Annotated in this window: 26 protein-coding genes; 19 read left to right on the top strand and 7 right to left on the bottom strand. The window is 51.0% G+C overall.

Going from position 1 to position 25,572, the window contains the following annotated elements; all coding sequences use genetic code 11:
• Positions 1 to 25: 25 nt before the first annotated feature.
• From ACO0K9_RS17645 to ACO0K9_RS17660, 4 genes are all read right to left on the bottom strand, one after another.
• Positions 26 to 577, bottom strand: coding sequence for a DUF4399 domain-containing protein (locus ACO0K9_RS17645; protein ID WP_422987278.1), 552 nt, complete (start codon positions 575 to 577; stop codon positions 26 to 28).
• 365 nt (positions 578 to 942) lie between these two features.
• On the bottom strand, positions 943 to 1,467 hold the full coding sequence (locus ACO0K9_RS17650) for a hypothetical protein (protein WP_422987280.1): 525 nt from the start codon (positions 1,465 to 1,467) through the stop codon (positions 943 to 945).
• Positions 1,468 to 1,788: 321 nt separating this feature from the next.
• Positions 1,789 to 2,853, bottom strand: coding sequence for a serine hydrolase domain-containing protein (locus ACO0K9_RS17655; protein ID WP_422987282.1), 1,065 nt, complete (start codon positions 2,851 to 2,853; stop codon positions 1,789 to 1,791).
• Positions 2,854 to 3,175: 322 nt separating this feature from the next.
• Positions 3,176 to 4,093 (bottom strand): LysR family transcriptional regulator, encoded by a 918-nt coding sequence (locus ACO0K9_RS17660; RefSeq protein WP_422987284.1) that lies wholly within the window; start codon positions 4,091 to 4,093, stop codon positions 3,176 to 3,178.
• 129 nt (positions 4,094 to 4,222) lie between these two features.
• On the opposite strand from ACO0K9_RS17660, the gene ACO0K9_RS17665 reads away from it, so the two are divergent.
• The 6 genes from ACO0K9_RS17665 to ACO0K9_RS17690 all read left to right on the top strand — a co-directional run bounded on the left by ACO0K9_RS17665 (position 4,223) and on the right by ACO0K9_RS17690 (position 7,960).
• Entirely contained in the window at positions 4,223 to 5,020 is a 798-nt protein-coding gene (locus ACO0K9_RS17665; RefSeq protein ID WP_422987286.1) for a putative hydro-lyase, read from the top strand.
• Positions 5,021 to 5,039: 19 nt separating this feature from the next.
• Entirely contained in the window at positions 5,040 to 5,912 is an 873-nt protein-coding gene (locus ACO0K9_RS17670) for a DMT family transporter (RefSeq protein WP_422987288.1), read from the top strand.
• 120 nt (positions 5,913 to 6,032) lie between these two features.
• Complete coding sequence (locus tag ACO0K9_RS17675; protein ID WP_422987290.1) at positions 6,033 to 6,539, top strand: DUF4124 domain-containing protein; 507 nt, start codon at positions 6,033 to 6,035, stop codon at positions 6,537 to 6,539.
• A gap of 70 nt (positions 6,540 to 6,609) precedes the next feature.
• A complete protein-coding gene (locus ACO0K9_RS17680) occupies positions 6,610 to 6,993 on the top strand; it encodes a YkgJ family cysteine cluster protein (protein ID WP_422987292.1) in 384 nt (127 codons plus the stop codon).
• Between the two features lie 83 nt (positions 6,994 to 7,076).
• Entirely contained in the window at positions 7,077 to 7,550 is a 474-nt protein-coding gene (locus tag ACO0K9_RS17685) for a hypothetical protein (protein ID WP_422987511.1), read from the top strand.
• Positions 7,551 to 7,612: 62 nt separating this feature from the next.
• Positions 7,613 to 7,960: a TfoX/Sxy family protein gene (locus tag ACO0K9_RS17690; protein WP_422987294.1), complete on the top strand. Its 348-nt coding sequence runs from the start codon at positions 7,613 to 7,615 to the stop codon at positions 7,958 to 7,960.
• Between the two features lie 62 nt (positions 7,961 to 8,022).
• On the opposite strand, the gene ACO0K9_RS17695 is transcribed toward ACO0K9_RS17690, so the two are convergent.
• Together ACO0K9_RS17695 and ACO0K9_RS17700 are read right to left on the bottom strand one after the other, a co-directional pair.
• Entirely contained in the window at positions 8,023 to 8,595 is a 573-nt protein-coding gene (locus ACO0K9_RS17695; RefSeq protein ID WP_422987296.1) for an outer membrane beta-barrel protein, read from the bottom strand.
• 322 nt (positions 8,596 to 8,917) lie between these two features.
• On the bottom strand, positions 8,918 to 9,514 hold the full coding sequence (locus ACO0K9_RS17700) for an outer membrane beta-barrel protein (RefSeq protein WP_422987298.1): 597 nt from the start codon (positions 9,512 to 9,514) through the stop codon (positions 8,918 to 8,920).
• A 169-nt stretch (positions 9,515 to 9,683) separates the two neighbouring features.
• Between ACO0K9_RS17700 and ACO0K9_RS17705 the strand changes: the two genes are divergently transcribed.
• The 11 genes from ACO0K9_RS17705 (at position 9,684) to ACO0K9_RS17755 (ending at position 21,838) form a co-directional block, all read left to right on the top strand.
• Complete coding sequence (locus tag ACO0K9_RS17705; RefSeq protein ID WP_422987300.1) at positions 9,684 to 10,385, top strand: hypothetical protein; 702 nt, start codon at positions 9,684 to 9,686, stop codon at positions 10,383 to 10,385.
• Positions 10,386 to 10,599: 214 nt separating this feature from the next.
• Positions 10,600 to 11,862 (top strand): MFS transporter, encoded by a 1,263-nt coding sequence (locus ACO0K9_RS17710; RefSeq protein ID WP_422987302.1) that lies wholly within the window; start codon positions 10,600 to 10,602, stop codon positions 11,860 to 11,862.
• Positions 11,863 to 12,367: 505 nt separating this feature from the next.
• Positions 12,368 to 13,204, top strand: a complete 837-nt coding sequence (locus tag ACO0K9_RS17715; protein ID WP_422987304.1) for a heme-binding protein — start codon at positions 12,368 to 12,370, stop codon at positions 13,202 to 13,204.
• Positions 13,205 to 13,349: 145 nt separating this feature from the next.
• Entirely contained in the window at positions 13,350 to 14,543 is a 1,194-nt protein-coding gene (locus ACO0K9_RS17720) for an FAD-dependent oxidoreductase (RefSeq protein ID WP_422987306.1), read from the top strand.
• Between the two features lie 75 nt (positions 14,544 to 14,618).
• Positions 14,619 to 16,631: a hypothetical protein gene (locus tag ACO0K9_RS17725; protein ID WP_422987308.1), complete on the top strand. Its 2,013-nt coding sequence runs from the start codon at positions 14,619 to 14,621 to the stop codon at positions 16,629 to 16,631.
• A 236-nt stretch (positions 16,632 to 16,867) separates the two neighbouring features.
• Complete coding sequence (locus ACO0K9_RS17730; RefSeq protein ID WP_422987310.1) at positions 16,868 to 17,230, top strand: VOC family protein; 363 nt, start codon at positions 16,868 to 16,870, stop codon at positions 17,228 to 17,230.
• A gap of 2 nt (positions 17,231 to 17,232) precedes the next feature.
• Positions 17,233 to 17,721, top strand: a complete 489-nt coding sequence (locus ACO0K9_RS17735; protein ID WP_422987312.1) for an EVE domain-containing protein — start codon at positions 17,233 to 17,235, stop codon at positions 17,719 to 17,721.
• Positions 17,722 to 17,900: 179 nt separating this feature from the next.
• Positions 17,901 to 18,773, top strand: a complete 873-nt coding sequence (locus ACO0K9_RS17740; protein WP_422987314.1) for a hypothetical protein — start codon at positions 17,901 to 17,903, stop codon at positions 18,771 to 18,773.
• 132 nt (positions 18,774 to 18,905) lie between these two features.
• Positions 18,906 to 19,436, top strand: a complete 531-nt coding sequence (locus ACO0K9_RS17745) for a hypothetical protein (protein ID WP_422987316.1) — start codon at positions 18,906 to 18,908, stop codon at positions 19,434 to 19,436.
• A gap of 210 nt (positions 19,437 to 19,646) precedes the next feature.
• Positions 19,647 to 20,618 carry an arsenic resistance N-acetyltransferase ArsN2 gene (arsN2, locus tag ACO0K9_RS17750; protein WP_422987318.1) on the top strand — a complete coding sequence of 324 codons (972 nt, stop codon included), beginning with the start codon at positions 19,647 to 19,649 and terminating at the stop codon, positions 20,616 to 20,618.
• A 23-nt stretch (positions 20,619 to 20,641) separates the two neighbouring features.
• A complete protein-coding gene (locus ACO0K9_RS17755) occupies positions 20,642 to 21,838 on the top strand; it encodes an MFS transporter (protein WP_422987320.1) in 1,197 nt (398 codons plus the stop codon).
• Between the two features lie 47 nt (positions 21,839 to 21,885).
• On the opposite strand, the gene ACO0K9_RS17760 is transcribed toward ACO0K9_RS17755, so the two are convergent.
• Positions 21,886 to 22,284: a nucleotide pyrophosphohydrolase gene (locus tag ACO0K9_RS17760; protein ID WP_422987322.1), complete on the bottom strand. Its 399-nt coding sequence runs from the start codon at positions 22,282 to 22,284 to the stop codon at positions 21,886 to 21,888.
• A 342-nt stretch (positions 22,285 to 22,626) separates the two neighbouring features.
• Between ACO0K9_RS17760 and ACO0K9_RS17765 the strand changes: the two genes are divergently transcribed.
• Both ACO0K9_RS17765 and phaP read left to right on the top strand, forming a co-directional pair.
• Positions 22,627 to 24,192 carry an acid phosphatase gene (locus ACO0K9_RS17765; RefSeq protein ID WP_422987324.1) on the top strand — a complete coding sequence of 522 codons (1,566 nt, stop codon included), beginning with the start codon at positions 22,627 to 22,629 and terminating at the stop codon, positions 24,190 to 24,192.
• Positions 24,193 to 24,483: 291 nt separating this feature from the next.
• Positions 24,484 to 25,494, top strand: a complete 1,011-nt coding sequence (gene phaP, locus ACO0K9_RS17770; RefSeq protein WP_422987326.1) for a TIGR01841 family phasin — start codon at positions 24,484 to 24,486, stop codon at positions 25,492 to 25,494.
• Positions 25,495 to 25,572: the final 78 nt, after the last annotated feature.

Below are 25,572 nucleotides of genomic sequence, written 5' to 3' on the forward strand. Positions count from 1 at the left end.
TACAGTATGGCACGCCCACCTCCCCCTACCCCTTGCTCGGCAAGACTTCGATCGTGATTTCCTTGCTGGCGATGTAGTAAGGAACGTGCTGGTGGTTGGCGAACATCAGGCGCAGCTTGTGTTTACCGGGCGGCAGGTTGAGGACAGTTTCGGTTTCACCATTGCCAAAGTGCTTGTAATGCTGGTGCTGGTATTCATCCGCACGGTCAAAAGGGATGGCTTTTTTGATGTCTTGCGGCAGGTCAAGGTCGATCAGAATGTGGTGATGGCCAGTACCCTCGATCTTGCCAGCCTCCACCGGCGCTACTCCCATGCCAGAGACGGAAAACACAGCCCTGAATGGTGAATGCACTTTGTCACCGTCGCGCAGATTGAGGAAATACAGTGCCTTGTCCCCCACCGGAAAAGGCAGCGTGCGTTCTATCGCACTGGTGCTACAGATGGTGGAGTCTGGTGTGTTGACGACAGCTACGGGTTTTTTGTTACTTGCGGAATAGGTCAGGCAAGGCAGGGTTAATAGCAATGCTGCCAGGTAGCTGACACGAAGTGCATGAGGTTTTTTGAATTGTAATTTCATGATGTTGTCTCTGCGATGGTCATAGTTCAGGTCACAGCCTCCAAGACATTCCTGGTAGCCCTTCTTTTTTCTGTAAGCTGCCTTGGGGTGCATGGGTATTGCCTTTAATACTAACCTATAGCAACCAGGCAAGCCATTAAAGCATGGCTTGCCCCAACTGCGAAATTGATTATGCCAATCTGAGTTATTGTTATTGGCTATGAGCGCTATTGTGTAATGACGCCAGCATGCACCGGCACAGCAAGTGGAAGACCTGCATTGATCCGCTAGTGTCGAGAATGGTTGCGCTGTTCCGCTTTTTATCGATTGTCCGTCCTGTATCAGGCGAACTGTTTAAATAGTGGAGACATCTCCGTACTATTGCATCAATACCCCTTGGCACCGAAAGCTTTGGCGCGCTGACCGCCAAATTGTCCTCTTCCAAAACCCGTCAAATTCCAGTGGCCGGATACGGCGCCCGTCTTAAGATTGATTTTGCCATCGAAACTGGCTGAACCGGCCAGACCTTTCCCTGTCATTTGTACGACACCATCGGATGATACCTTGCCGGTAATCGTGAAACTGCTATGGGCTGTGCTTGAATCAGCAGAACCAAAGATGTTACCGATGCGATCAACATGGATATAAAACGTACCAGTATCGGCACCGTTATAACTACCGTAATAATCGCCAAGAATGCCCGTATTGCCAGATTCACTGGTGTCAGTTTGTGCTAATTCCCGGGCTAGTGATGCGCCCTGTGAGCGAAGTTGGGCAAGATTGACTGGGGCTTTGGCGGGTGCATCGGCTTCGACACCTGCTGTGATATCAGTAATTGATTTTGCTGTTGCCGCAGGCGCAGGCAATTTTTCGATTGATGCTGGACTCGCTACCGTCTTGGGTGGACGCACAGACTCTTTTTGGGAAACAAGTGACGACTTTTGATGCACAGGTCTTTCATGTTCATTTTTTTGTATCAATGAATCTGTTCGCGTCACCGGCACAAAAAAAGCTACTGCCGTTCCTGGCATGTCTTTATCTGTTTGAAGAACATTGCTACGCGATAAAACCAGGAGCAACAGGACATGCAGCACCAGAATGGCAATCAGAGGCCCTATCCGGATAGGGCTACTTCCATGCAATGCTTGCTGTACTGATGCCATTCATGTATCCGCTGTAAAAAATGCGGGCGCATGCACCCGCAGCCATTCACTTAAAACCAGTTTACGATCTTACTGCGCCAGAGGAAATTCGCTATTGATGATCTTGTTGCCTATGTCGCTGACGCTGACATCTGCATTCGACAGTATCACGACACCCTTGCCAGCTTTTTTATCGAAGGCAATATAGCTGCTGTAACCACCCGTCTTGCCTTCCAGACCCAGGATGGAACTATCGAATTTATTATTATAGCCACCCCATACAAGCAAAAGGCGATTGCCTGGCTCGAACTGCAACTGCAGTTTTTGCATGGTGCCGTTTAAGGCTGTCTTGGTCTTGTCCATGTTGGCGGCAAGGAATTTGAGCATGTCATTGGCAGAAGAATGTAAGCCGCCAGCGCCTTCGAACGAAGTGAAGTTCCACGCTGGCGCGACGGAAAATTGTACCTTGCTGCTGTAACCTGTTGCCATGCGTTTTTGCATGTCTGCGTTGAGATTGACTGCGGTGGCTGTCATTCCCAGAGGCGTGCTGACGCGGCTCTTGATCAGGGTTTCATAGTCTGTACCGGCGCGCTGGCTGAGCGCCAGGCCCAGCAGACCGTTGCCAAAACTTGAATAGGCAAAACGGGTACCGACATCGTATTTCATGTCGTAGCTGGACAAGAATTCATAAGCCTTGTTGGCAGTGAAACCTGCATAGGGATTGTCGTTGCCTGAGTTAGTTGGCATAGCAGGCAAACCCGAGCGATGTGAGGACAGATCAGCGAGTGTTATTTTTTTCTCGTCATAGTTGGGCACTCTCACGCTACCAGGCAGGTATGTGGCGAGTGGATCTTTTAATCTGATTTCACTTTTTTCTGCCATATCCATCATGGCCACGCCAGTGAATGCATTAGTGATGGAACCAATTTCAAACAGGGTATCGGCATCAACAGGGCGGCGCTCGGCCAGGTTGGCATAGCCGTAGCTGATCACCCTGCTGCCTTTTTCATCGACAATGCCAACAACTATGCCTACACCTTTCCTGTCTGTATCAATGCGCTGTTTGAGAATATTCATGATGTCTGCGTCCGACATGGATGTCGCTGCATGTGCCTGAAATGCACCCAGTGCCAGCGTTGTCATCAGTAATGTCACGGGGAGAAGGCGGTAAGTTTTTTTCATGTTCAATGTACTTTCTGATTCAGGATTGAGAAACCGGGACCTGCTCCTGGAGAGGTCACTGGAAAACTGTGCAAAGGTAAACTGTTACAGTCCACTATTCCCTTCGCTGGTGCAGTCTCTTGCATGCACATGGCGCAATATAGGCAATACCTGCCTTGCAGATGGGCAGATTGAGACGGAAGCGCAATTTATGGGATTGAACGCGAAATTTTGAGGAACCAAATGCATCAGGGCTTAAGCAAAACCGCCCCAACTGCGTTGCAGCTCCGGGCCGTATTAAAACGAGTTGGCGACTTTAACGTGCCAGTGTAAGTGGCAAAAGCAGACCGCTTTGCTGTAATACTTCACGCGCCATGGTGACGATGCTTCCATCAGCCAGACCGGGTTCCTGGCGCAAATACGAAACGTAATACATCAGGGGATGCAGCGGTGGCTTTACCGTCAGCGTGCGGATAATTCCGCCCTTGATCTCTGCATCGACCACAGCGCGTGGCAGCACGGCAATGGCGTGGCCTGCGGCGACCAGCTTGATCATCATGGCCATGGAATTGCAGATACTGAGGTTTTCTGGCTCATGGCCTGCCAGCCTGAACCATTCCATGACGACATTGCAGATCGTCGTTGGTGAAGGCATGGCAACAACCGGCAATGCAGCCATGCCTGCGGGGTGAAGCGCTTGTTCGTTCAGCACGGTTTGGGTGGATGCCACCCATGCCAGGTCGACATGGCCTATCGCCACATCAACGACATGCGGCGCGGAGACAGGGTCACTGAGGATGGCAATGTCAAGTTCACGCGCATTCAATTTGCGGCTAAGGTTGGCACCCACATCAATGGTTAGCTCTATGCGTGTATCAGGGTATTGCGCTTTTAGCCGCCCCAGCAATTCAATCAGACCGGACATGGCAGTAGATTCATTGGCACCCAGTCGTAGCAGCCCGCGCATGGGATTGCGCCGCTTGCTGAGTTGTTCCAGGTCGTCAGACAGACGCAGCATTTTTTCTGCCTGCACCAGCACATCTCGCCCTATCGGGGTGATGACGGCGCGGTGGCCACCGCGTTCAAACAGCTTGAGGCCAAGTATGTCTTCCAGTTCCTGAATTCTGGCGCTGATAGTCGGCTGTGTCAGGTGCAAGTGCCTGGCGGCAGCATGGAAACCACCCAGCCGGGCTATCCAGTAAAAGGTTTCAAGTTGCTGCAGTGAAGGTCGCATGATAGATAAATCTTATCAACTATTGACAATAGTTTCAATTATCTTCTATCAAGATCACATTTTATACTGGCTGTACTGGTTGGCGCGATGCATTGACGACCTTCCCCTTCTGTACATTTTGGAGCAGCCATGTCCTCATCTTTAGCTATTTCCCCTTCACCCGCCCAATTACGCCAGGCCATACGTCGGGGCGAATGGAATAAGGAAACATCCGGCCTGGCGCCGGGCTTTGTGCAAGTCAACCTGGTGATTTTGCCTGCATCAAACGCCAGCGATTTTCATCGTTTTTGCCAAAACAATCCCAAGCCCTGCCCCTTGATTGCCATATCTGAAGTGGGCAACCCACATATCACAGCCCTGGGTGCTGATCTTGATATCCGCAGCGATGTCCCACGTTACCGGGTTTTTCATCATGGCGAACTGGTCGCTGAAACGAATGACATCCAGGATATCTGGCGTGATGATCTGGTGACGTTTGCCATCGGCTGTTCATTCACGTTTGAACATTCATTGATGGAAAATGGTATCGCCATTCGCCACATAGAACAAAGTCGCAATGTGCCCATGTACCGCACGACGATACCCACCACCCCGGCCGGCAATTTCCAGGGGCCATTGGTGGTAAGCATGCGCCCGATGAAGGCGGCAGATGCCATACGGGCGATACAGATCACATCACGCTTCCCGGGTGTGCATGGTGCGCCTGTGCATATCGGCGACCCGGCACTGATAGGTATCAATAACCTGGCACAGCCAGATTATGGCGATGCCGTGGATGTGCTGCCCGGTGAATTGCCGGTGTTCTGGGCTTGTGGTGTGACACCACAGGCGGCGCTGGCAAAAGCCAGGCCTGCTTTTTGTATTACCCATGCCCCCGGCCATATGTTGCTGACCGATTTGCGCAATTGCGATTACTCCATTATTTAAGCAACCAGGGGCAGATTGCATGGGGACACTGTATGGCCTGGTGGTTGCCATCATCTGGGGTGCGCAGCCGGTGGTTGCCACGTTTGCTTATCGTGCATCGCTGACGATACTGGATCTGACCTTATTGCGTTTTACCGTCAGTGGTCTGGTGATGTTGCCGCTGTTTTTAAAGCGTGGTGCCTGGAATGCCGCAGGCGTAGGCTGGCCCAGGGCACTAGTGCTGCTATTGCTGGCTGGCCCCTTGTATAACATGGTGCTGGTTGGCGGCCTGCGTTGGGCACCTGCTTCCCATAGTTCATTGATTTATCCGGCGTTTACACCCTTGTTTACCTCGATACTGGCCAGGTTGATGCTGGACCGGCAGGATCGCATTCCCCTGTTCGGGCTTGGCCTGCTGGTGCTGGGTGTACTGGTGGTTAAAATTGGCAGTGTGTTGCAGGCACCTGCACAGGTTTATAGCGATGCCTGGCGCGGTGATTTGCTGTTCATGCTGGCAGCGCTGATGTGGTCGTTTTACACGGTCCTGATGCGGCGCTGGAATACGGACCCGCTGTCGGTAGTCAGCGTGATACAGGTCGGTGCCCTGCTGTATATACCCGTGTATTTTCTATTTGAGGGTGACGTGCTGTTTCACAGGAACCTGGGTGCCATCTTGCTACAGGCTGGCTATCAGGGCTTGCTGGTCAGCGTGGTATCAGTATTGCTGTTCAATCTTGTCGTAAAACAGATAGGGGCCAAGGCATCCATGTTCACGGCATTGATGCCACTGGTTGGCGTATCGCTTGCCATACTGGTGTTGGGGGAAAGCATGAGCCTGTCGCTGCTGGCTGGCGCATTGCTGATATCAGGCGGCCTGTTTTTATCACTGAAAAATCCAGGCGACCAGCGATAAGAAACGTACGAGATGTACGCAATGTACAAAATGTTCATTAAGACGCTTGCAATAAGGGCCAGGTTTATTACACCAGTCGCAAGAGCTAGTACAATGTGCCTGTGCCATTCTGACAATGGCATGACCGACAAGCTGACACCACAAACCCTGATGAAAATATCTTCCCCTCTATCTGCTTTTAAGCTGGCCATCGGTATGGCAGTTGCTGCGCTGACCATGCAGGTGCCTCTGGCACAGGCAGAAATCTATAAATGGAAAGATGCCAATGGCCACACCCATTATTCTGAAAACAAACAGGATGCCGGCAATACCAAAGCGGAAGAAGTGAAAGTCAGTACCCAGGCAGGTACAGGATCAGCGCAAAGCTGGCAAGAGCAGGAACTGGCATTCAGGCAACGCCAGGCCGCACGCAAGAGCGACAACACCCGACCCAGCTTCAATCCTGGCACCAAAGCCAATACCGGCAATCAGGTAGAGACAGATGCCACCCGTTGTGCCGAGGCACGTCGTCTGCTGCCAGCCATCAAGGAAGGCCGCGCCTATCACCGGACAATCTCATCCGGCACCAAAGCTGACGACAATGACCGCATGATTGCCGAGCGCGACATCAGTCTGTTCTGTCACTAAGAACGCGTTTATGATCTTAGGGCTGCATCTCGCTGGCAGCATCTGAAAACTGTGCGATACTCCATTGCATATGCCAACAGTCCCTGCTACCAGCTCGAATGATCCCTGCCTGACATGTGGTGCATGCTGCGCCAGCTTTCGTGTTTCATTTTATTGGGCAGAGGCCGACAGCCTGCATATCCCTATAGGGTTGACAGAAGCAGTGAGCCCTGTCTATTCCTGCATGGCAGGCACCAACCAGGCGCGACCACGCTGCCAGGCATTATCTGGTGACATTGGCAAATCGGTTGCATGTACCATCTATGCGCAAAGACCCTCGCCCTGCCACGAAGTCCAGGCAGGTGATGAAAAATGTCAGAAGGCCAGGGCGCGCCATGGTTTGCCCCCCCTTCCAACCCTGCCTACCCTGTCAAGCAGACCAACGGACATGGTTCCAGACAGCATACCCACATAAGGTGTAGGATGCAGCCTGACTTAATACATTAGCGAGAATTTCTTTTGCCTAGCGACACCGACAACCAGCAGGCGCATGCCGCCATGCCCGATGAAGATCAAGTAATTCGTGAAGCCCGCCTGTGGCACGACAAAGGCTGGACAGCCCGCGTCATCAAAAATGACGACGATGAAGGATGGGCCGTTGCCATGATCAAGGATGGTGAACCAGAACCAGCACTGGTCGGCCCCTGGACCATGGGCCGGGACAAGAAAAATCCCAAGCCACTGGATGCCAATGCCTTTGGCACACTGGTGAAAACTGCGTCAGAAGTCATACGCCGGCATGAACAGCAATTGCATGCACAACTGCATAAGAACCTGATGGTGGCGACGGTTGAAGCGGATTTCAAGATCATGCTAGATATCGTGCCGGATGAAGATGACCCCTATGCCTGGCTCAGTGCCCAGGATGCCAATAATGTGGAACTGGCGAAAGTCAGGGTCAGGCCCGATTACAAATTGAACCAGCAAAATGCGCGGGCCTGGATAGCAGATAATTTCCGCAAGCCGGAATAAATTATCTGTTTAAAACAGGATGCAGGACTGGTAAGGACCGGTAAAAACTGGAGATAAATACGATGGCATCACAGGCAAGTTTTGTAGAATTCGTGCTTGATCAGTTAAGCAGTTGTGAAGGCATCACTGCCAAGAAAATGTTTGGTGAATATGCTGTCTATTCTGGCGAAAAAATGTTTGCGCTTATTTGTGATGATCAGTTGTTTATCAAACCTACCGCAGCAGGTCGGGAGTTGCTAGGTACAATCACCGAAGCGCCGCCCTACCCCCAGGCCAAGCCCTGGTATCTGATCGACAGTGAATTGCTGGAAGACAGGGATGGCTTGGCGAGCTTGGCACGCGCCACCGCTGCCGCCTTGCCGGTCCCAATAAAAAAAGCCAAGAAAGCGGCTAAACCAGGCAAGGCCTGAAACAGCACACTTTTAATGGCGTTGATGGAACAAAAATGTTTTTATCAACGCCACGCCATTGCTTAGAAATTGTATTGCAAACCCGCCGACAGATTGCTTACTGATGCCCCCCTGCTGGAAAAAGTCTTGGGGTTGTATACCTCAAATTCTGTCCGGGCTGAGAGGGTATTACTGATCTTGTAAGTCAGCCCAAGGCCATATAACGCCTGGTTTTCAGTATCTGCGCTGCTAGTGGGAGGCAGGCCTGAGGTATCGTAAAAAGTGTCCGTTTTCACACGCGCAATACCCAGTTTTGCAAAGCCGGCAAAAGCTTCATTGAATTCATAGTTATACACGCCGGCCAGGCTGAGTCCGGTTTTCTTTTGCTCGCTATGTCCCAGCGCAAGACCCGAGTTGATCGATGTTTTTCCAGCAGAAAAATAACTGCTTTCCATTGCAAAATTTTTGTCTATGGTATAGCCACCAAAAACCTTGTAACTGTTCGCTTTGGAATCACAGGTATTGCTGTAACCACAGTAATTACCCTTGTCGCTCTGGCCAAGAGAACCACCGACATAGACCTGGGCAGAAGCGAAAGAACTGGCAAGCATGCCTGCTGTTGCGCACACAATAATGGAAATTTTTTTAATCGACATAAAGACCTTTGTTCGTTGATCAATGTATCTGAACTGAATCAGAAAACCGGGCCCGAAGCATCAAAGGTGCATGGCAACATGGCCAAAAACACCTGTCTTATTGCCCAGGGAACAAGTTGCAGTTTATACAAAGGCTTGCAAAAATAAAATTTGAAATATGCAAGTACTGTATTTATGGCTAATTGGTATCGACTGGCTAGCCCTTTGGCCGTAACCACAGTTTTTACCTCAGTTGTCGCGGTGACCCTGCCCCAAAAAACAAAAAGCAAAACCTGATTGCAGGTTTTGCTTTTTCATTGGCAATGACAAACTGTCTGTGTGATTAAAAGTTGTATTGCGCGCCGATATTGAAATTAGTCCCCTTCAGGCCTTTACCAAAGTCCAATTTCTCAGCCTCTGCCCGCAAGGTCCAGTCCGGGGCTAATTTATACGTCAGCCCCAATCCAACTAGCGCCTTGTTGAAACTAGACGAAGAATCAGGGTTTGCTGCACCGGGAATATAAAACGTCCGTTCCTCTTTGACATTGGCGATACCCAATTTGGCAAAACCGCCAAAAGTCTCATTAAATTCCAGTTTATAGATTGCTGCCAGACTAAGACCGCTCTGTTTAACTTTGGAGGTGACCATAGCGCCAGGTGTTGCAACAGCGCTAAAAGCACTAACCGATGCAGGAAATGAATAACTTGCAGAACCCAAAGAAAAATAAGTCAGTTCAACCGAAAAATTCTTGTCGATATTGTAGCCGCCAAAGACCTTGAAATTATTCGACTTGGAGTCACATGTAATAGCGAAGCTGCAGTTAATCGCCTGTTCGCTGCGACCAATAGCCGCACCGGTATACGCCTGGGCGGAAGCGAAGGAATGTGCAGTCAGCGCAGTGAGCACCAATGTGGCAAGGGATAAATTTTTCATCAGCATGATAAGCCTTTGTGGGTTGACGATTCAATAAAAGTATCAGTGACGGCAAGCGTATAGATAGAAATGACAATACTGAAATCAATTCTGACAAGTACTGTATTTTGATATCTCAAGTACCGTCCCGTCAGACATTACGGGCAGCATCGCTATCCCAAGCACCGGAGAAAGAATGGCATTTGACCCACTGAAATTAAAAAACGCTTCCGAGCATTTTGAAAACAGTCTTAACCGTGTCATCGATGAACGGGTAGCGCCACTGGTTGATCGTTCCATCAACCAGGTCAGCAAGGAATTGTCAGATGTGATCCGCCAAGCTGGCGAACAGGTAGATAGAAATATCGCCCTGCTGTCGGATGAAATACATAATCAGCGCAGCATGACCAAGGATGACATCAAGTCGCTCATTGATTATTCCACCGCACAGATAGGTGCCGCGATAGACCAGCGCATACTCGCCATCAAGCATGAGACTTCTACCCTGATCAATGAAAAAGTGGACATGCTCAAATGTGAGCTGGAAGATGCCGCCATCACCAGCCGCAAGACCATGTATGCGAATGTCGCCATCTCTATCGGTGCGGCGTTCATCATGGCGATGATCGGTCTCATTTATAAAAAGGTATCGCTGGGTGAAGTCAATTTGCTCAACGTATTCCGGGTATCGCTGTTGTCATGTGCGACCTTTACCTTTGTGTTGTCTGGGTTGAAAGTGATACAGCGCTGGCGTGGTATGAAACGCGCAAAAAAAGGCGTGGCAACCGTTGCCCTTGGCTATTTTGGTGTCTTGCGACCCAATGGTGCCGGTGGTTTGTTTTTGCTGAGCCTGGCCTTGCTGGCAGGCTGGATCTGGCTCTATCTTGGGCACTTTTAATGCTTGCCAGGCAAGTTCCTTCTTTCAATACGGCAACAGCGGACGTCAATTAGGCGTACAATAAGCAGCTTCCACGATGTGTCCGCGCTTGCCTGAATCCACAAAGATTCCGTCTTTGTGAACTTTGGTCTATGGCCGATGTCATCCTTATTGGCAGACCCCGGTTATTTGCTGTTTTCAGGTGATGACGGCGCCCTGGTCGCTCAAGTTCACTATGCAAAACAAGAAATTCAATCCAGCTTTTAATTCCTATCTGATTTACATTGGTGTGGCGATTGCCTCTGGCGGTGTTGCCTTGTATACGCCCATCATCGTTTCCGAAACTGGCAAAGCGTTTTCCGGCTTCTGGGCTGCATCGATTTTATTCGGGCTGAACCTGGGGCGTGTACTGGGTTCTTATACAGGCAGCCGCTTTCCACGCCTGGCGGGTCATCCGCTGGCGGTATCAGGCAATATCCTGCTGGAAGGCATTGCCCTGTATTGCATGGCGTATTTGCAACAGGCCTGGGCGCTGGCCCTGTTTGCCTTGCTGGCGGGTCTGGGCAGCGGCCTGTCCTTTCCTGGTTTAAAAAATTACCTGCTGAAATTGAAAGAACTGAATCAGGCCACGCTGTTCAGCAAGCTGGCATTTTCCATACGTATGGGCCTGGTAGGTGGTTATCTGACGGCTAGCTGGGTGCCACATGAACAATTGAAGCTGGTGTTCCTGATCGTGCTGATCACTTTCATTGTCTACGGCCTGTTCATGCTGGTAGCCATGCGTGCCATCAGCGATCATGAAGCACATCACCTGGCACTGGAAAAACAAAACGCCAGTGTAGCAACATCAGCAGCATCACCTGTCGACGCCATGGATGGTGATGTGAACGATACCCCCTCACAATTGCCGCTGATGTTTCATTTATCGAATGCGGTATTCTGGTGTTTTGCCGTGCAACCCATGATAGGTTTCAGTCTGCACATCCCCAAGTTTACACCCGAGATTCCGGTATCCACGCCGTTCTGGCTGGCAGCACTGGTGATCATTTTTTTCCAGATCCCGATCTCCAGTCGCGCCGTGCGCACGCGTGACCATTTCCGGTTTTTGAAGATAGGCTATGCCTGCTTATTTTTGAGTTTTGCGCTGATGACGGTATTTACCCACAGCGCAGCGGCAGTCGTCGCGTCAGCCATTTTACTGTCGTTCGGCCAGGTATTTTATGGGCCTTCACTGGACGTACTGATCGCCCGGTTTGCCAACAAATCGGCAACCGATACCGGCAGGCTGATGTCGCAACAGATGTTCTATCAAAGCATAGGCACCATGGTCGGCAGCATGGCGGGCGGCATCCTGTTTGATCTGGCGCAGACCCTGCATCTGCCCGGATTGAACTGGGCTTTGCTGGCCGCAGCCAGCATGGGCATGATGATACTCAGCAGAAATAAAATCCCTTCGCTATATCACAGTGCCGGGCAAGGGCCGCAAAGCGCGAATTAGGGCGTGTTGACTTAAATCATCTGGGCAGGCACCTGCCCACTTTCTTTACCCCCTGCTCCATCAAAAATACCGCACAGAAAATCCATCAAGCCTGTGCGCGATCACTTCTCACCTCCCTGTGTTTTGCTTATCAGAAACTGCACGCTATCCCGGTCGCATTGCTCACAGGATTGAGTAAAATCCTGCTTCACAAGTTAATTTTTTTACTATACTATTCATTAACCAAATTCTTATTATTTAGGCAATCAGCTTCTCAGACACATCTGCGTCGCCTGAACAAACTCGCTTAGAACCTGTTTGCGATCTGTAGCGAGCGAGCGTCAGCGGGGCGAAGAGCAGCGCAAAAAGCGGAATGTACTTAAGTACATGAGCATTTTGAGCAGCGCATGAGCCCCGATCACGCCCGCGCAGTAAGATCGGAAACAGGTTCTTAAGGTTTTTGTATCTGTTCTTTAAAACAAATCCGGATTTTCTCACGCAGTAAAACCTCAGAAGGATGTCATCAATGAATGTCAATTCACCTCTGCGCGCCGCAGCGCCCAGCCATCAGGCCACGTCACCGTTAGGATTCCTGTCTGAACTGGAAGGTACCTGGTCCGGTCGCGGCTTTAACCTGATTGCCGTACCCGACAAACAAAATGGCCATGATTTTCGCCTGATCCTGAATTCCACGACGGAAAGAATACAGTTCAATGCCATTGGCGGTGCGGTGCCCAATCGTGGTTCGGCCCAAAATGATATCAACATCTTTGGCCTGACTTACCTGCAACAGGTAAATGATGCGCAAACGCTGGAAGGCATCCATATTGAACCCGGCATCTGGCTGAACGTGCCGGCAACTACAGTGCCACCAGGCAAGGCCAGCGTCGTCCGGCAATCGACCATACCGCACGGTGATTCCCTGCTAGCGCAAGGCGTAGGCTTTGGTGCCAAAGGCGGCCCGCAAATTGCACCGGTCAGTGCCAAACCCACCGGCCCTGGCCTGGCGCACAAAATGCTGGGTTATCTTGATCCTTATACGCTTACAAAACTGCCCCCTGGCATGAAACAGGAATACGTCGCCAACATGAACCAGGCACTGGTAGATGCGATACATGGCCAGAACATCATCAGCAATACAGTGCTGTCAGTCGCCTCGATACCGGTAGGCGGCATTGTAAATATTCCTTTCGTGACCATCAATGCGAATGCCACCAAGATGGATGCGATTTTCTGGATAGAAACGGTAGAACGCCCGGATGGCAGCCATTTCCTGCAAATGCAGTACACGCAGACAGTGATGCTGAATTTCCTGGATATAGACTGGCCCCATATTTCTGTCGCCACGCTGATCAGGACATGATGCCTGCCTGCTTTTGCAGATGAATTTGCAGACGAATTTGCAGATCAACTTGTAGATGAATATAGCATCGTGCCTGATCCGGTACGATGCCTCGATGTAGACAAGCCATGCGTGCAACGCGCATTGAACACAGAGAGGACATCTTATGAACAATGACAAACACTTCGATGTGATCGTCATCGGTGGTGGCCCCATGGGCCTGTCAACTGCCTATCACCTGAGCAAGCGCAAGGTAAGCACCCTGGTGTTGGAGCAATTTACCTTCATCAATCAACTGGGTAGTTCTGCCGGGGTATCAAGACAGTTCCGCATCCCTTACCCGGATGAATACATGGTCAAGCTGGTCAAACAATCCATTCCTTTCTGGGATGAGTTGCAAAGCCTGACACCGGTACCGTTGATGGATGAAGTCGGTACCTTGTGGTTTGGTGACCCGGATGTGCATTCCACCGAGGGCAATATCAAGCAGGCAGAAATTGCCCTGACAGCGCAAAACGTTCCCTACACCACCGTCAGCGCCAGCGAGCTTGAGAGTCAATACCATTTCCGGGATTTGCCATCCACCTACACGGGTTTGTTCCAGCCCCAGGGTGCCAGCATAGACCTGAAAGCGACCCAGCAAACCCTGTACAACTGGAACCGTGAATCCAGTCTGGTGACATTGAAAGAAGAAGCGCCGGTCACCAAGATAGAACATCATCATGATCAGTTTGAAGTGACTACCCCATTGGGCAATTTTACGGCAAAGAAACTGGTACTGGTTCCGGGTCCGTATGCCAATGCTGTTTTCAAATTGCTGAAATTCCAGGTGGCTGCCACTTACTGGAATATGGCATCGGCATTTTATAAAAAGACGACACCGCAGGTTCAATACCCGACCTGGTTTGTGTTTCAAAATCCTGTGGGCAGCAATGGCAACCAGTTCTATGGTTTCCCTGAAGTCAGCTGGAATTATCCCGGCTATATACGGGTTGCGTCTGACTTCGTGATCACACCGCTCGACTCTCCTGAACAGCGCACCTTGGTACCCAATCCGCAAGAGCTGGCCTATACCGCAGAGTGGGTTAAAAATCATATGTCGGGCCTGGAGCCGGTGCCGCATTACACCTCTACCTGCCTGGTGGCGCTCAGCAAAATCCCCAACAAGGAATTGCTGGTCGATTTTGCACCTGCCTACGTCCCTGCACACAAGGACATCGTGATTTATGCCACGGGCTGGGCAGGCAAGTTTGTACCACTGTTGGGAAAAATACTGGCAGACCTGACTCTGGATGGCCACACCCCATTTGATATCTCGCATTTTGCCACCGGCTACAAATACTTTACGCAATTGAAATAATGCAAATGCGTGAACACACAACAACTCATCGACTCGACCACCATCGGTTCAACCACATAACGAACAGACGACATCATGAAAACCAAAACCTACTCCATCTTCGGTGCCGGCGCCGCTGGCCTGTACACTGCCTGGCGTCTGTTAAGCGGACAAACCAGGGAACATGAGCATCACAAACTGCTGGGCAAGGGTGACAAACTTGAACTGTATGACTGGGGCAAGTACGACTTCAGCAAAGAAGACCATGGCAGCCGCGCACCCGGTGCCCGCGTCTGTACCTGGCATTATCAAAATGACCCCAGCAAGTCTTATGTGGAACTGGGTGGCATGCGTTATTCAGAATGGAATAGCAAGGCCAAGGATGCGAATGATGGCAAGGCACCGGGCCACAGACTGGTGACAACCGTCATTTCCAAACTGGGGCTGGATCAGTATTCGGTGCCCTTCAATGAATCTGACAATCCACTGTACTACCTGCGCAGCGAAAATTTCTATCTGCAAGAGGTGACTTCGCGTAACCCCGCGCCCTATAACGCCAACAACTATCTTGCCAGCTTGTCGCCGAATCAGGGTTTTACTGTGGTTGAAGACCTGGCTGTGACCGCCACTACCGGGCCACAAACCCGGCGTGAGTGGGATCATTTTTACCAGCACGGCAAAATCACGGCTGAATTGCCGGAATCATCCATCTTCCAGAAAGGTGACAAGCTCAAGGATATCGGTTACTGGAACCTGATGTTTGATCAACTGGGTTCTGAAGGCTATAACTATGCCGCCGATGGCAATGGCTATACCTCGAATGTGATTAACTGGAATGCCGCAGTCGCCTTCCAGGCCAATAATGAATTCACCCCCGGCAATCAGTACAAGACCCTGACGACCGGCTATTCCGGCATGTTCAAGGCCTTGTTTGAAACCATCAAGCAACTGGCAAAAGACAAGGGCGTGGTTTTTGATTACCAGCCTAACCGTCGCCTGCATTCCATACTCGACATCGACCATGTCATCCACTACAGCATCGCCAACCGCGACAATCCCAACAAGAAATCCGGCAGTGGCACCACCGATGCCGCCTGGCTGGCCATGCCGCGTTACGCACTGGAACTAGTGGCGCAGGCGACACGCTATGAAAGCCACCCCGGGCTGGATGTATTGAACGGCCAGAAAGTACAGTTGTACATGGAAGCATCCATCATGCAGCCTTCGTACAAGATAGGCATGTTTTTCAAGGAAGCCTGGTGGCTGACCCAGGCCAGCTATCCACCACAACTGACCAGTTACGAAGTCACCAAGGATGTCTTGCTGGCGCTGGAAAAACAACAATTCCCGGAAAGGTATTTATTGAAAATCGCCAGACCGGCGGTGGATGGTCAGGCAGAGATCATGAACACGCCCTATTCCAGCGCCGAAAGCCTGTTGAAAGTGGTGGAACAGCGCCTGCAGGAACGCCTGACCGTACCGCAGGAAGAACAGCTGTTGTCAGCATCAACCCGCAATACCGTAGGCCCCAGCGTCACGGACAATCCGGTACGCATGGTGGTCTATTTTGGCAACAATGCCACTGACAAGACGGCAGAACCGGTGTATGGCCTGCTGGCTGCCTATGACGATGAAATGTTCACCACCTTCTGGCAAGAACTGGAGCTGGGACCGGATGAGCAAAGACATCTCCCCATATCTGAAAACACCGAGCCACTGAAAGGCCCGCGCAAGCTGCCGCCACGCATGCTGAAGATGGTGCGCAAGCAGTTGGCGAATATCCATTTCGGCCCGAATGCCGATTTTACCTCCGTGCCGGAACCGCTGGATGCCGCCTACATAGACTGGTCGCTACCGCCCTTCAATGCCGGCTACCATGCCTGGGCTGCACATTATGATATTGGCGACGTACAGCAAAAAATCCGCAAGCCTTCACAACTGATACCTGGTGCAGATACGAATATCTTCATCGTCGGCGAAGCCTATTCCAATGACCAGGCCTGGGTCGAAGGGGCCTACTGTACCGCTGAATCGGTATTGAATGATTTCTTCGGAGTCATACCGCTGATAGACAATACCCATTATCCGTTTATTTGCTCTGGCAAATAAGCAGCAAGTCAACCAATGGACGGGGCCTGCCAGCGGCCCATTCCGTCACCGTCACATATCTGCACCAATCCCCATCATGCGTGCACCAGAAACTGGTGCACGCAGCGGTTTTCCCGCTGCTACTCCCGCAAAACACTACTGACAGAAACTGACACTGGCAGGGCATACCATGGCCAGGCCTTGAGCACCTGGCTCAGGGCATTTACCCCATGTCCCATTATTAGGAGTGTCATCTCATGTTTAATCCCGGCTATATTCTTTTATACGTCTCCAGCCCACAAGCCAGCGCGGCTTTCTATAGCGAATTGCTGGGTTTGGCACCGATAGAAAACTCAGACACCTTTGCCCTGTTCAAACTCACATCCGGCGTCATGCTGGGTTTATGGGCTGCCGCCACGGTTGAACCGGCAGCCACCGCCGTTGGTGGCAGCGAACTGGCCTTTACCGTCGCCGACCAGGCTGCCGTTGATGCCACCCATGCCCAGTGGGCAACACGCGGGCTGAGCATTGCACAAGCGCCCTGTGCGCTGGATTTTGGCTACACCTTCGTGGCACTGGATGCAGACGGTCATCGCCTGCGCGTGTTTACCCCAAGCTGATCATGACACGCAACTGGATTGCAGTTGCCTCGGCTGACCATGTGCAAGGTGGTCAGCGCGATGGCTTCATGCAGGTATGTCATGGCAAGGCTGCCCCTTTGCGCCGTCTGCAAGCGGGCGACAGGGTGGTGTATTACTCACCCAGTCAGGTGTTTGGCAGCAAGATTAAACTACAGGCGTTTACCGCGCTAGGCATCATCCTACCGCGCGCAACTTACCAGGTGGCTATGGGTGAAGGATTTCAGCCCTACCGTCGTGATGTCTTGTGGCTGCCGTCTCAGATAGCCGCCATCCATCCGCTACTGGAAAGCATGGAATTTTCTGCCGGCGTGCGCAACTGGGCTTACCAGTTCCGTTTCGGCATCGTTGAAATCAGTAGCCATGACATGAACATCATTGCTGCTGCCATGCAGGTGAATATGGATGTGGATATGGACGCCACCAAAGCTGAGTTAAGTACTACAGGTCAGCTCTGCCTTGATTTGCCTTAGTTGCTTTGTTTTAGTTGATTTTTAAGCGGCAACCAGTCTGACCGGTCGCCAATCCAGGACATATAGTCGTTTTTGTGCCCATGCCCATAGAATATAGCCGTGTTGGCCACTAGTTGTGGCAACATCTGTCTTTTCCGCGTTCTCTGTATTTTCAATGCGATTTCCATAGAAAGATCGGCTTGCAGGCATTTCAAAGATATTCATTCCATTTCAAGTTGCTGTGCAAGAGCAAGTTGCGCCTGGGCCGGCTGCTGCCTGTACTTACCACATTACTTGCCACCTTATTTACCACATTACTGGTTTTGACTGGCTGTGAGCAGACCAAGGGCGGCAAGACTGTCGTATTGACACCCTGGCTAAAGATGCACCAGGCGGGCACGGGCGATGGCAACAAGCTGCCCGTCACTTATTCGATACGCCAACAAGAAAAATGGTGGCTGCTTTCTTTTCCCATCTGGCAAGACCTGGACTATGACGAAGTCAGTATCATCAACGATAAAACCATTCTGGTTGCCAGGTCAGTCAAATTTGCCAAGACGCAGTCTGCCGATACCCACGCCAGACTCATGACTGAAAATGACGGCCGTGGCATGGATGTCTGCACTTCCTCATCGGCCATCAATGCGCCAGCCAATGTCAACTTCATTGACTGCACCGATGCCAGCACTGACAAGAAACGCATCGTCAAACGTCTCAGCCTGAATGGTAAACTGATGCAGACTTTCAACATGCCAGCCAATGAATGGGAAGACTTGCCAACACCGGCAAACATCGCCTTTTATGGCGATGATGACGATGCACAATTGCCCTATGTACTGGAAACCGCCAGGGACAACACCTACTGCCGCCTGATCATGCTGGGCAAGGACAGGAACACCAGTTTTTCCATGAATGCAAAAACTGATAACGGCAAGTGTGCATCAGCAAGCGACTGGGGAAGGATCCGCCAGAAACACCTGCAACCGGCGACCAATTTTGAAAACCTGGGTCAGAACCTGCCAATACGAAAAAAAGTGATCGCCGAATCCGCAGAAAAACCTGCCTCCAAATAATGAGCAAAGCCACAAGTATCAAGAGGACTATGCAATTTATCGCCTGTTGTCGCTTGCCAGGGTTAAAATTCCAGTTCAGCTTATGTCGCAAGATATGCTTGTGACCTGCTTATTTCTCATAGAACGCATCAGATGATAGTCAGAACCATCACCGTAATTTTTGCCATCATTGCCATTTATCTGGGCATAGAAAATGTACAAAAGCTCAATGCCATGCGCATACCAGACACCGAGTTTGAGCAGATTGACGGCACGGTCGTTTTAATGGTGCATGGTGTGGACGACAATCCTGGCTATGTCGTGACCGGCGGCTTTAACAAGCAACTGATACAGATCACCTTCTCCTACATCGTGAATGGCGTCGAAAGAACAGCCGATACCATATCACCCATCTGCAGTCGCTGTGAAGCGCATCATGTGCTGAGAATGACAGGCATGAAACCAAACGAACTGGTCCCTGGTGCCCCCATCCGTGTGCTGGTATCCAAAACCGATGTCAGCAAGGCGTATCTGGCCCTGCCCACCTCCGGTGAAAAACAGTCGCAGATGTGGACGGTGTTCCTGTGGCTGATTCTTGCCCCCGGCATGGCCTTGCTCTTCTACAAACTGGAAGGTAAAAGTAAAAGACCGGATGACACTGCTGCCGATAAACCTGCTGCCTGATCATAGAGCACCTGCAACATCTCGACAGGGTTCTCTCACTACACGAACTGCCCAACAGTGATCAGGCGGTCAATTCACGACCGCAAACTCCATTAGCCACATTAGTTGTGTTTGACAACGATTGGTTTGACAATAATTGATAACAAGGCGTATGATCGTTGTCAAACGCAACCATTCTAATGAAATACCTGAAGAGCCCTGCATGTCTGCATGAACACACTTACTACTACCGGTGCCTTGCTCCGGGAATTTGTCCGGCTTTATGTACGCGACCAGCGTATCAAAACCAATTGTGGTAACGGCGCATCCACTGTGCAATGTCACGTCATGACAGAGCTGTTGCGTGAAGATGGCCTTACCCAGCAAACCCTGGTGAAGCGTCTGGGCCTTGATAAAAGCTGGATCAGCCGGGCAAGCGATGCACTGGCGGCGGATGGTACGCTATCAAAAACAGTCAATGCAGATAACCGGCGTAGCGTCAGCCTGCGTCTGACTGCGGCAGGCAGAAAACGCGCCAGTACGCTTGACACGACCTTGAATCGTCATGCAGATCAGCTATTGCTTGATGCAAACGCAGCACAGCAGTCCGCAATCATGACTGCCATGCAGGTATTAATCGATGCGCTACAAAAAGACAACAGACCCGGTTGCGGCATCGCACCACCAATCCGTAAAGCACCAGACAAAACTATCATCCTGCCAAAACAATTGATATACAGGCCTGCCAGCAGAAAAGACTGGTCAGCGATACGTTTATTGTTAAACAGCCAGAGCTTACCCGTGGAAGGTGCCTATGCCCATCTGCAACACTTCCAGCTAGCATTCCACAACGATGCGCTGATAGCTTGCGGTGGCCTCGAGATCTACGCACAGGATGCACTCTTGCGCTCCATAGCCGTCCAACCTGAAGCCCAAGGCCAAGGCTACGGTCAGCAACTGGTGATGCAATTGATTGATGCGGCACGCAACACAGGTATCAAACGCCTGTATCTACTGACGACCAATGCCGACAAGTATTTTCAACAATTCGGTTTTCGCATCATACAAAGCAGCAAACTCCCGGTCGGCCTGCAAGCATCCAGCCAGTTACAAGGTGCATGTCCGGCATCGGCTATTGCCATGCAATTAAAACTGGGACGTGTTGAACTGACAAAGCCCTCAAAAAAACCAGGCGCAAGATAAATCCAATCCACCTTATTTTCAAGATGAAACATACCCCACGCGCCTTGCAAACCATTGCCATCCTGGCTGTCACACAAATTCTGTCGTGGGGATCACTGTATTACGCCATCGCCATCCTGGCACCTGAAATTCAAAAAGAGATGGGTTGGCGGGCAGAGCTGGTATTCGGTGCGTTTTCCTGGAGCCTGCTGGTGGCAGGTACGATCGCCACCTATTCCGGCATGCTGCTGGATCGCCATGGCGGCAGGCTGGTCATGGGCATGGGTTCAGCCACTTGCGGTCTGGGCCTGATATTGCTGAGCAGCGCGCACACGCTGCCAATTTATTTTCTGGCGTGGAGCATACTGGGGCTGGCCATGGCAATGACACTGTATGAAGCGGCCTTTGCAACCATCACCCATCATTTCACCATCCACAGCCGCCAGGCAATTTCTACGCTGACCCTGTTTGGTGGTTTTGCCAGTACCGTGTTCTGGCCGTTGACACAAAAACTGAACAGCCTGATGGGCTGGCGCGACACGTATCTTGCCTACGGTATTGCCCAGCTTCTGGTATGCCTGCCGCTGCATTTGCTATTGCAGGCGAAAAAGACAGCACCACCCGCAGAAACAGTGACAGCAAACACAGCACAAAACACAAATCGCAGTCACAGCCTGCAAGAAGCCTTGCGTAACCCTACGTTCTGGAAACTGGCATTTGCTTTTTCTGCAAACAGCTTCGTCTTTTCTGCCATGTCGGTACATCTGATCCCATTGCTGGGTCAGCTAGGCCACCCGGTTACGCTGGCAGTATTCATGGCTGCGCTGATAGGCCCGATGCAAGTCGCAGGCCGCATCGGCGAAATGACCCTGGCAAGAAATGCCATGCCACAAACCGTGGGCAAGTTCACCTTTACCGCCTTGCCAGCGGCACTGGTGGCGTTGATACTGTTTGGCTCGCATGCCTGGGCACTAGCACTGTTCTGCATTTTTTATGGTTTGAGCAATGGCATACTGACCATCGTCCGTGGCACCATTCCCCAAGCCCTGTTCGGTACTGAAAACTATGGTGCCATTTCTGGTGCCATGTCCGGCCCGGCGCTGTTTTCCAAAGCCGCTGGCCCGTTGCTCATTGCCAGCCTGATACAGCATGCATCTTCACCGGATGTGATTTTTACCTGCCTGCTGGTATTTTCCCTTGCTTCGCTGGCGTTTTATCTATCGGCATTGAAAACACGGTGATTCAGGATTTTTCCTGCTTTTCGTTTTTTCCTGCTTGTCGTTTTTTCCTACTTCTCGTATTCCGAATATTTCCTGGCATCCCCTTTGACCAGAGGGGCAGGATACTTTAAGGCATTCAGGGCAATTTTTTCCTGGCAGGCGGCAAACAGATCCACATCCAGGGTGTCTGCCAGCATGATGAGGTAATTCATCACATCGGCTATTTCATGGCGGACAGCGATTCTGGCCTGCTCGTTCAATTCTTCTGGTTTGCCTGTGGGCAGCCACTGAAAAATTTCCAGTAACTCTGCCGCTTCAACGGTCAAGGCACTGGCCAGGTTTTTGGGCGTGTGAAACTGCGCCCAGTCACGATCAGCCACAAACTGCCTCAGCTTATCCCTGACAGCCTGGCAGGCATCTGTTGAGGCGTGTTGCGGTGTACTTATTTTGGTAGATGATGAGGGCATGATTTTCTCTGGCAAATGCACTGAATACCATTATGCATCATGCCCCTGTTGTTCACGCCAACATTCCTGTCGTATCAATTTGTATCCAGCATGAAGTGGAAAATGAACCATATTAATTCCGCAAATGACTGGGCACTATCATATAATCGGGAGCAAAAATGGCCGCTATTCATTGAAGAATCTATTACCAAATATCACTAAATTCATTATCTTTTTGGAACCACCATGTCAGATAAGCAGCCCCCAAATCATAGCGAAAACTCCGATCTTCCAACAGACCCATCCCGCCGACGCTTGCTGCAAGGCGCAGCTGTCGCTGGAGTGGTTGGAAGCATGCACGTTATGGGAGAAACTGCTGCGCATACGGCAAATAAAGTCGTGGCGGGTTCTCTGGACACCAAGCTGAAAGCACATATCAAGAATGTGGTCGTGATATATCTGGAAAACCGCAGCTTCAATAATCTGTTTGGCAATTTCCCCGGCGTCAGCCAGCCTTTGTCTGATGTCCCCGCTGCTGTTTTTACACAAAAAGACAGGGATGGTTCTGTCTTGAGTACCCTGCCCAAAATATGGGGTGGAATGGTGTCGCGTGCGCAAAACCTGGGTGGCAAAAACTATGTGATTGATGAAGACAAGATCAATGGTCTGCCAAATGCTCCGTTTGCCTTGAAAGATGCAGAGGGCTTGCCTCTTCCTGAATCCGTGATCACCCGGGATTTGTGGCATCTGTTTTATCAAAATCAGATGCAGATCAACGGTGGGAAAAATGATCGCTTCGTCGCCTGGGCAGATTCGGGCGCATTGACCATGGGCCACTATGGGGAAACGCATAAGAATCTCGATTTATGGAAAATCGCTCAGCAATATACTCTCTGCGACAACTTCTTCATGGCTGCATTTGGTGGTTCCTATCTGAACCATCAATTCCTGGTCTCTGGCAGGACTCCTGAATATTTTGATGCACCGAATACCCCGGCAATAAAAAAAATAGCAGTCACCGAGGATGGTCCAACCGGAGTCAGGCTGGCCATCGATCAAGAATGCCCAGCATCGGCACTGGATGGCAAACCAAAATTCGTCAACGATGGCGCAATTACCCCGGACGGCTATGCAGTCAATACCATGGCCCCACCCTATCAGCCCAGCTCTGTCAAACCAGCACTTGATGGTGATACCACGTTGGCAGATCCGCAAGATCCGGGTACTTTACCACCGCAAAGCTATGACACCATCGGCGATTTGCTATCGCGTAAAGGTGTCAGTTGGGCCTGGTACGGTGGCGCCTGGCAAGTTGCGTTGGAATATAAAGGCGGCGGTGAAAAACCAAATTTTCAATATCATCACCAGCCTTTCAATTATTTCAAGCAATTCGCACCAGGCACGTCGGCGCGCAAAGAACATTTACGCGATGGTGGCTTGGGTGACAGCCCCATATCCAACAAGTTTTTAGCTGATGTCATCGCTGGTAAACTGCCTGCCGTGACATTTTACAAACCGCAGGGCAATCTCAACATGCATGCGGGTTATTCGGATGTTGAATCCGGTGATCAGCATGTCGCCAATGTGCTGGAACACCTGAAGAAAAGCCCTCAGTGGAAAAACATGCTGGTCGTCATTACCTTCGATGAAAATGGCGGCTGGTGGGATCATGTGGCACCACCCAAAGGCGATCGCTGGGGACCAGGGTCACGCATCCCGGCGATGATCGTTTCCCCTTATGCGAAGAAGGGAAATGTCGACCATAGCTTCTACGATACGACATCCATTCTACGTTTCATCACCCGCCTGCACGGCCTGCCCCTGCTGGAAGGGATTAAAGTGCGCAACGCTGCGTTTATTGAACGGGGTGCTTTACCGCCGGGTGACCTGACTGGCGCACTGAGTTTCGCTGAGCATAAAGTGAGCTAATCTTATCCCTTGTACCCCTTCGTACCCATTTGTACCCCTTTACCCGTGGCTGGCCAAATCAAGCCAGCCGCATCCTCAAGCGCAGTAATATCGATATGGGCACTGCATGCCCTTCCCTGCGCCGATGACAGCGTCACAATCCAGATATTGCAATGCAAAAATAGTGCTTACAAATTAAGCATTTAAGCGATAAAATGCAAGACCATATGCAAATGCTGCATCGCGCCAATAATTTGATTCAACACGGCAATATTGCATGGTCGATTATCCCTACCCACTCTGGAGAGTTTCATGTCTTTGCTTAATGAACAATTATCATCTGCTGCCCAGAACCAGTTTGCGACACAAATCGCGGTTTTCCGGGCTTTCTCGCAATCTGCATTTGGTGGACTGGAAAAACTGATTGCCCTGAATTTCAATCTGGCAAAACAGTCGTTCGACAATGCCAATACCGTCACGCATGAATTCTTTGCCGTCAAAGAACCGCAAGACATCCTGACCCTGAGCCGTGCCCACAGCCAGCCGCAACTGGAAAAAATTCTGGCCTATGGCCGTGAACTGGCCAGCATCACCAGCAATGCGCGGGCAGAATTGTGGCAAGCCGTCAGTTCCCCGGCACAAGAGGTGACAGCAGTTACAGTACCGGCAATAAAAACTGCGGCCAAGAAACCTGCAGTGGCAAAGCCTGTCGCCGCGACCACGCAATTGACTTTGTTGGCAGAACCGGAAGCCAAGCCTGTAGCTAAGCTCAAGGCAAAAGCAAAAGCAAAACCGGCAGCGAAAGTTGAGGTCAAAGCTGATGTCAAGAAAGCGGGCGCAGAGAAGATTGCCCAGACCAGCAAAAGCGTGGCAACCAAACCCGTAGTTGCCAAGCCTGCTGATGCAACAAAGAAAGCAAGTCCTGCAAAGGCAAGCAAGCCGGTAACAGCAGCTCCCAAGGCGCAGCCAGCAGCAGAAAAAACTATCGAAAAAACTACAGCAAAGAAACCCTTGAAAAAAGCTACCACTCCAATTAATGCAGGTAACGCTGCAAATAATACCGAAAGCGCGGCCGCAACTACATCTACTGCAGCCGCCAAGCCAGCGCCCAAGAAAACCGCTACCAAGCCAGCAGCCCCGGTTGAAGCAGCACCCGCAGTTGTTGAGGCAACCACGCCAGAGAAAAAGTCTGCCGTTAAATTTCCTTTCCCTATTGCGCCAAGACTGAAAGCCGGTACGCCAGCCTTCCCTGGTGCCGCAGCCCCAGCCTACAAGGCAAAATCCAGCTCGGCCACGGGTGCAAAAAAGCGCGTACGTCAATAATCAGCACACATTCTTAAAAAGACCGCTGTTAGTGCTGATGCACGACAGCGGTCTTTTTACATTTGCCTACCGTAAAAC

The organism is Undibacterium sp. Ji50W, from assembly GCF_049340445.1.
In the GTDB taxonomy this organism is placed as follows: Bacteria; Pseudomonadota; Gammaproteobacteria; order Burkholderiales; family Burkholderiaceae_D; genus Undibacterium.

What these genes read in the sequence shown, in the direction of transcription:
- ACO0K9_RS17645 (WP_422987278.1), bottom strand. Translation starts at nt 577, where the DNA reads ATGAAATTACAATTCAAAAAACCTCATGCACTTCGTGTCAGCTACCTG.
- ACO0K9_RS17660 (WP_422987284.1), bottom strand. Translation starts at nt 4,093, where the DNA reads ATGCGACCTTCACTGCAGCAACTTGAAACCTTTTACTGGATAGCCCGG.
- ACO0K9_RS17665 (WP_422987286.1), top strand. Translation starts at nt 4,223, where the DNA reads ATGTCCTCATCTTTAGCTATTTCCCCTTCACCCGCCCAATTACGCCAG.
- ACO0K9_RS17670 (WP_422987288.1), top strand. Translation starts at nt 5,040, where the DNA reads ATGGGGACACTGTATGGCCTGGTGGTTGCCATCATCTGGGGTGCGCAG.
- ACO0K9_RS17675 (WP_422987290.1), top strand. Translation starts at nt 6,033, where the DNA reads ATGACCGACAAGCTGACACCACAAACCCTGATGAAAATATCTTCCCCT.
- ACO0K9_RS17680 (WP_422987292.1), top strand. Translation starts at nt 6,610, where the DNA reads ATGCCAACAGTCCCTGCTACCAGCTCGAATGATCCCTGCCTGACATGT.
- ACO0K9_RS17685 (WP_422987511.1), top strand. Translation starts at nt 7,077, where the DNA reads ATGCCCGATGAAGATCAAGTAATTCGTGAAGCCCGCCTGTGGCACGAC.
- ACO0K9_RS17690 (WP_422987294.1), top strand. Translation starts at nt 7,613, where the DNA reads ATGGCATCACAGGCAAGTTTTGTAGAATTCGTGCTTGATCAGTTAAGC.
- ACO0K9_RS17695 (WP_422987296.1), bottom strand. Translation starts at nt 8,595, where the DNA reads ATGTCGATTAAAAAAATTTCCATTATTGTGTGCGCAACAGCAGGCATG.
- ACO0K9_RS17700 (WP_422987298.1), bottom strand. Translation starts at nt 9,514, where the DNA reads ATGCTGATGAAAAATTTATCCCTTGCCACATTGGTGCTCACTGCGCTG.
- ACO0K9_RS17705 (WP_422987300.1), top strand. Translation starts at nt 9,684, where the DNA reads ATGGCATTTGACCCACTGAAATTAAAAAACGCTTCCGAGCATTTTGAA.
- ACO0K9_RS17710 (WP_422987302.1), top strand. Translation starts at nt 10,600, where the DNA reads ATGCAAAACAAGAAATTCAATCCAGCTTTTAATTCCTATCTGATTTAC.
- ACO0K9_RS17715 (WP_422987304.1), top strand. Translation starts at nt 12,368, where the DNA reads ATGAATGTCAATTCACCTCTGCGCGCCGCAGCGCCCAGCCATCAGGCC.
- ACO0K9_RS17720 (WP_422987306.1), top strand. Translation starts at nt 13,350, where the DNA reads ATGAACAATGACAAACACTTCGATGTGATCGTCATCGGTGGTGGCCCC.
- ACO0K9_RS17725 (WP_422987308.1), top strand. Translation starts at nt 14,619, where the DNA reads ATGAAAACCAAAACCTACTCCATCTTCGGTGCCGGCGCCGCTGGCCTG.
- ACO0K9_RS17730 (WP_422987310.1), top strand. Translation starts at nt 16,868, where the DNA reads ATGTTTAATCCCGGCTATATTCTTTTATACGTCTCCAGCCCACAAGCC.
- ACO0K9_RS17735 (WP_422987312.1), top strand. Translation starts at nt 17,233, where the DNA reads ATGACACGCAACTGGATTGCAGTTGCCTCGGCTGACCATGTGCAAGGT.
- ACO0K9_RS17745 (WP_422987316.1), top strand. Translation starts at nt 18,906, where the DNA reads ATGATAGTCAGAACCATCACCGTAATTTTTGCCATCATTGCCATTTAT.
- arsN2 (WP_422987318.1), top strand. Translation starts at nt 19,647, where the DNA reads ATGAACACACTTACTACTACCGGTGCCTTGCTCCGGGAATTTGTCCGG.
- ACO0K9_RS17755 (WP_422987320.1), top strand. Translation starts at nt 20,642, where the DNA reads ATGAAACATACCCCACGCGCCTTGCAAACCATTGCCATCCTGGCTGTC.
- ACO0K9_RS17760 (WP_422987322.1), bottom strand. Translation starts at nt 22,284, where the DNA reads ATGCCCTCATCATCTACCAAAATAAGTACACCGCAACACGCCTCAACA.
- ACO0K9_RS17765 (WP_422987324.1), top strand. Translation starts at nt 22,627, where the DNA reads ATGGGAGAAACTGCTGCGCATACGGCAAATAAAGTCGTGGCGGGTTCT.
- phaP (WP_422987326.1), top strand. Translation starts at nt 24,484, where the DNA reads ATGTCTTTGCTTAATGAACAATTATCATCTGCTGCCCAGAACCAGTTT.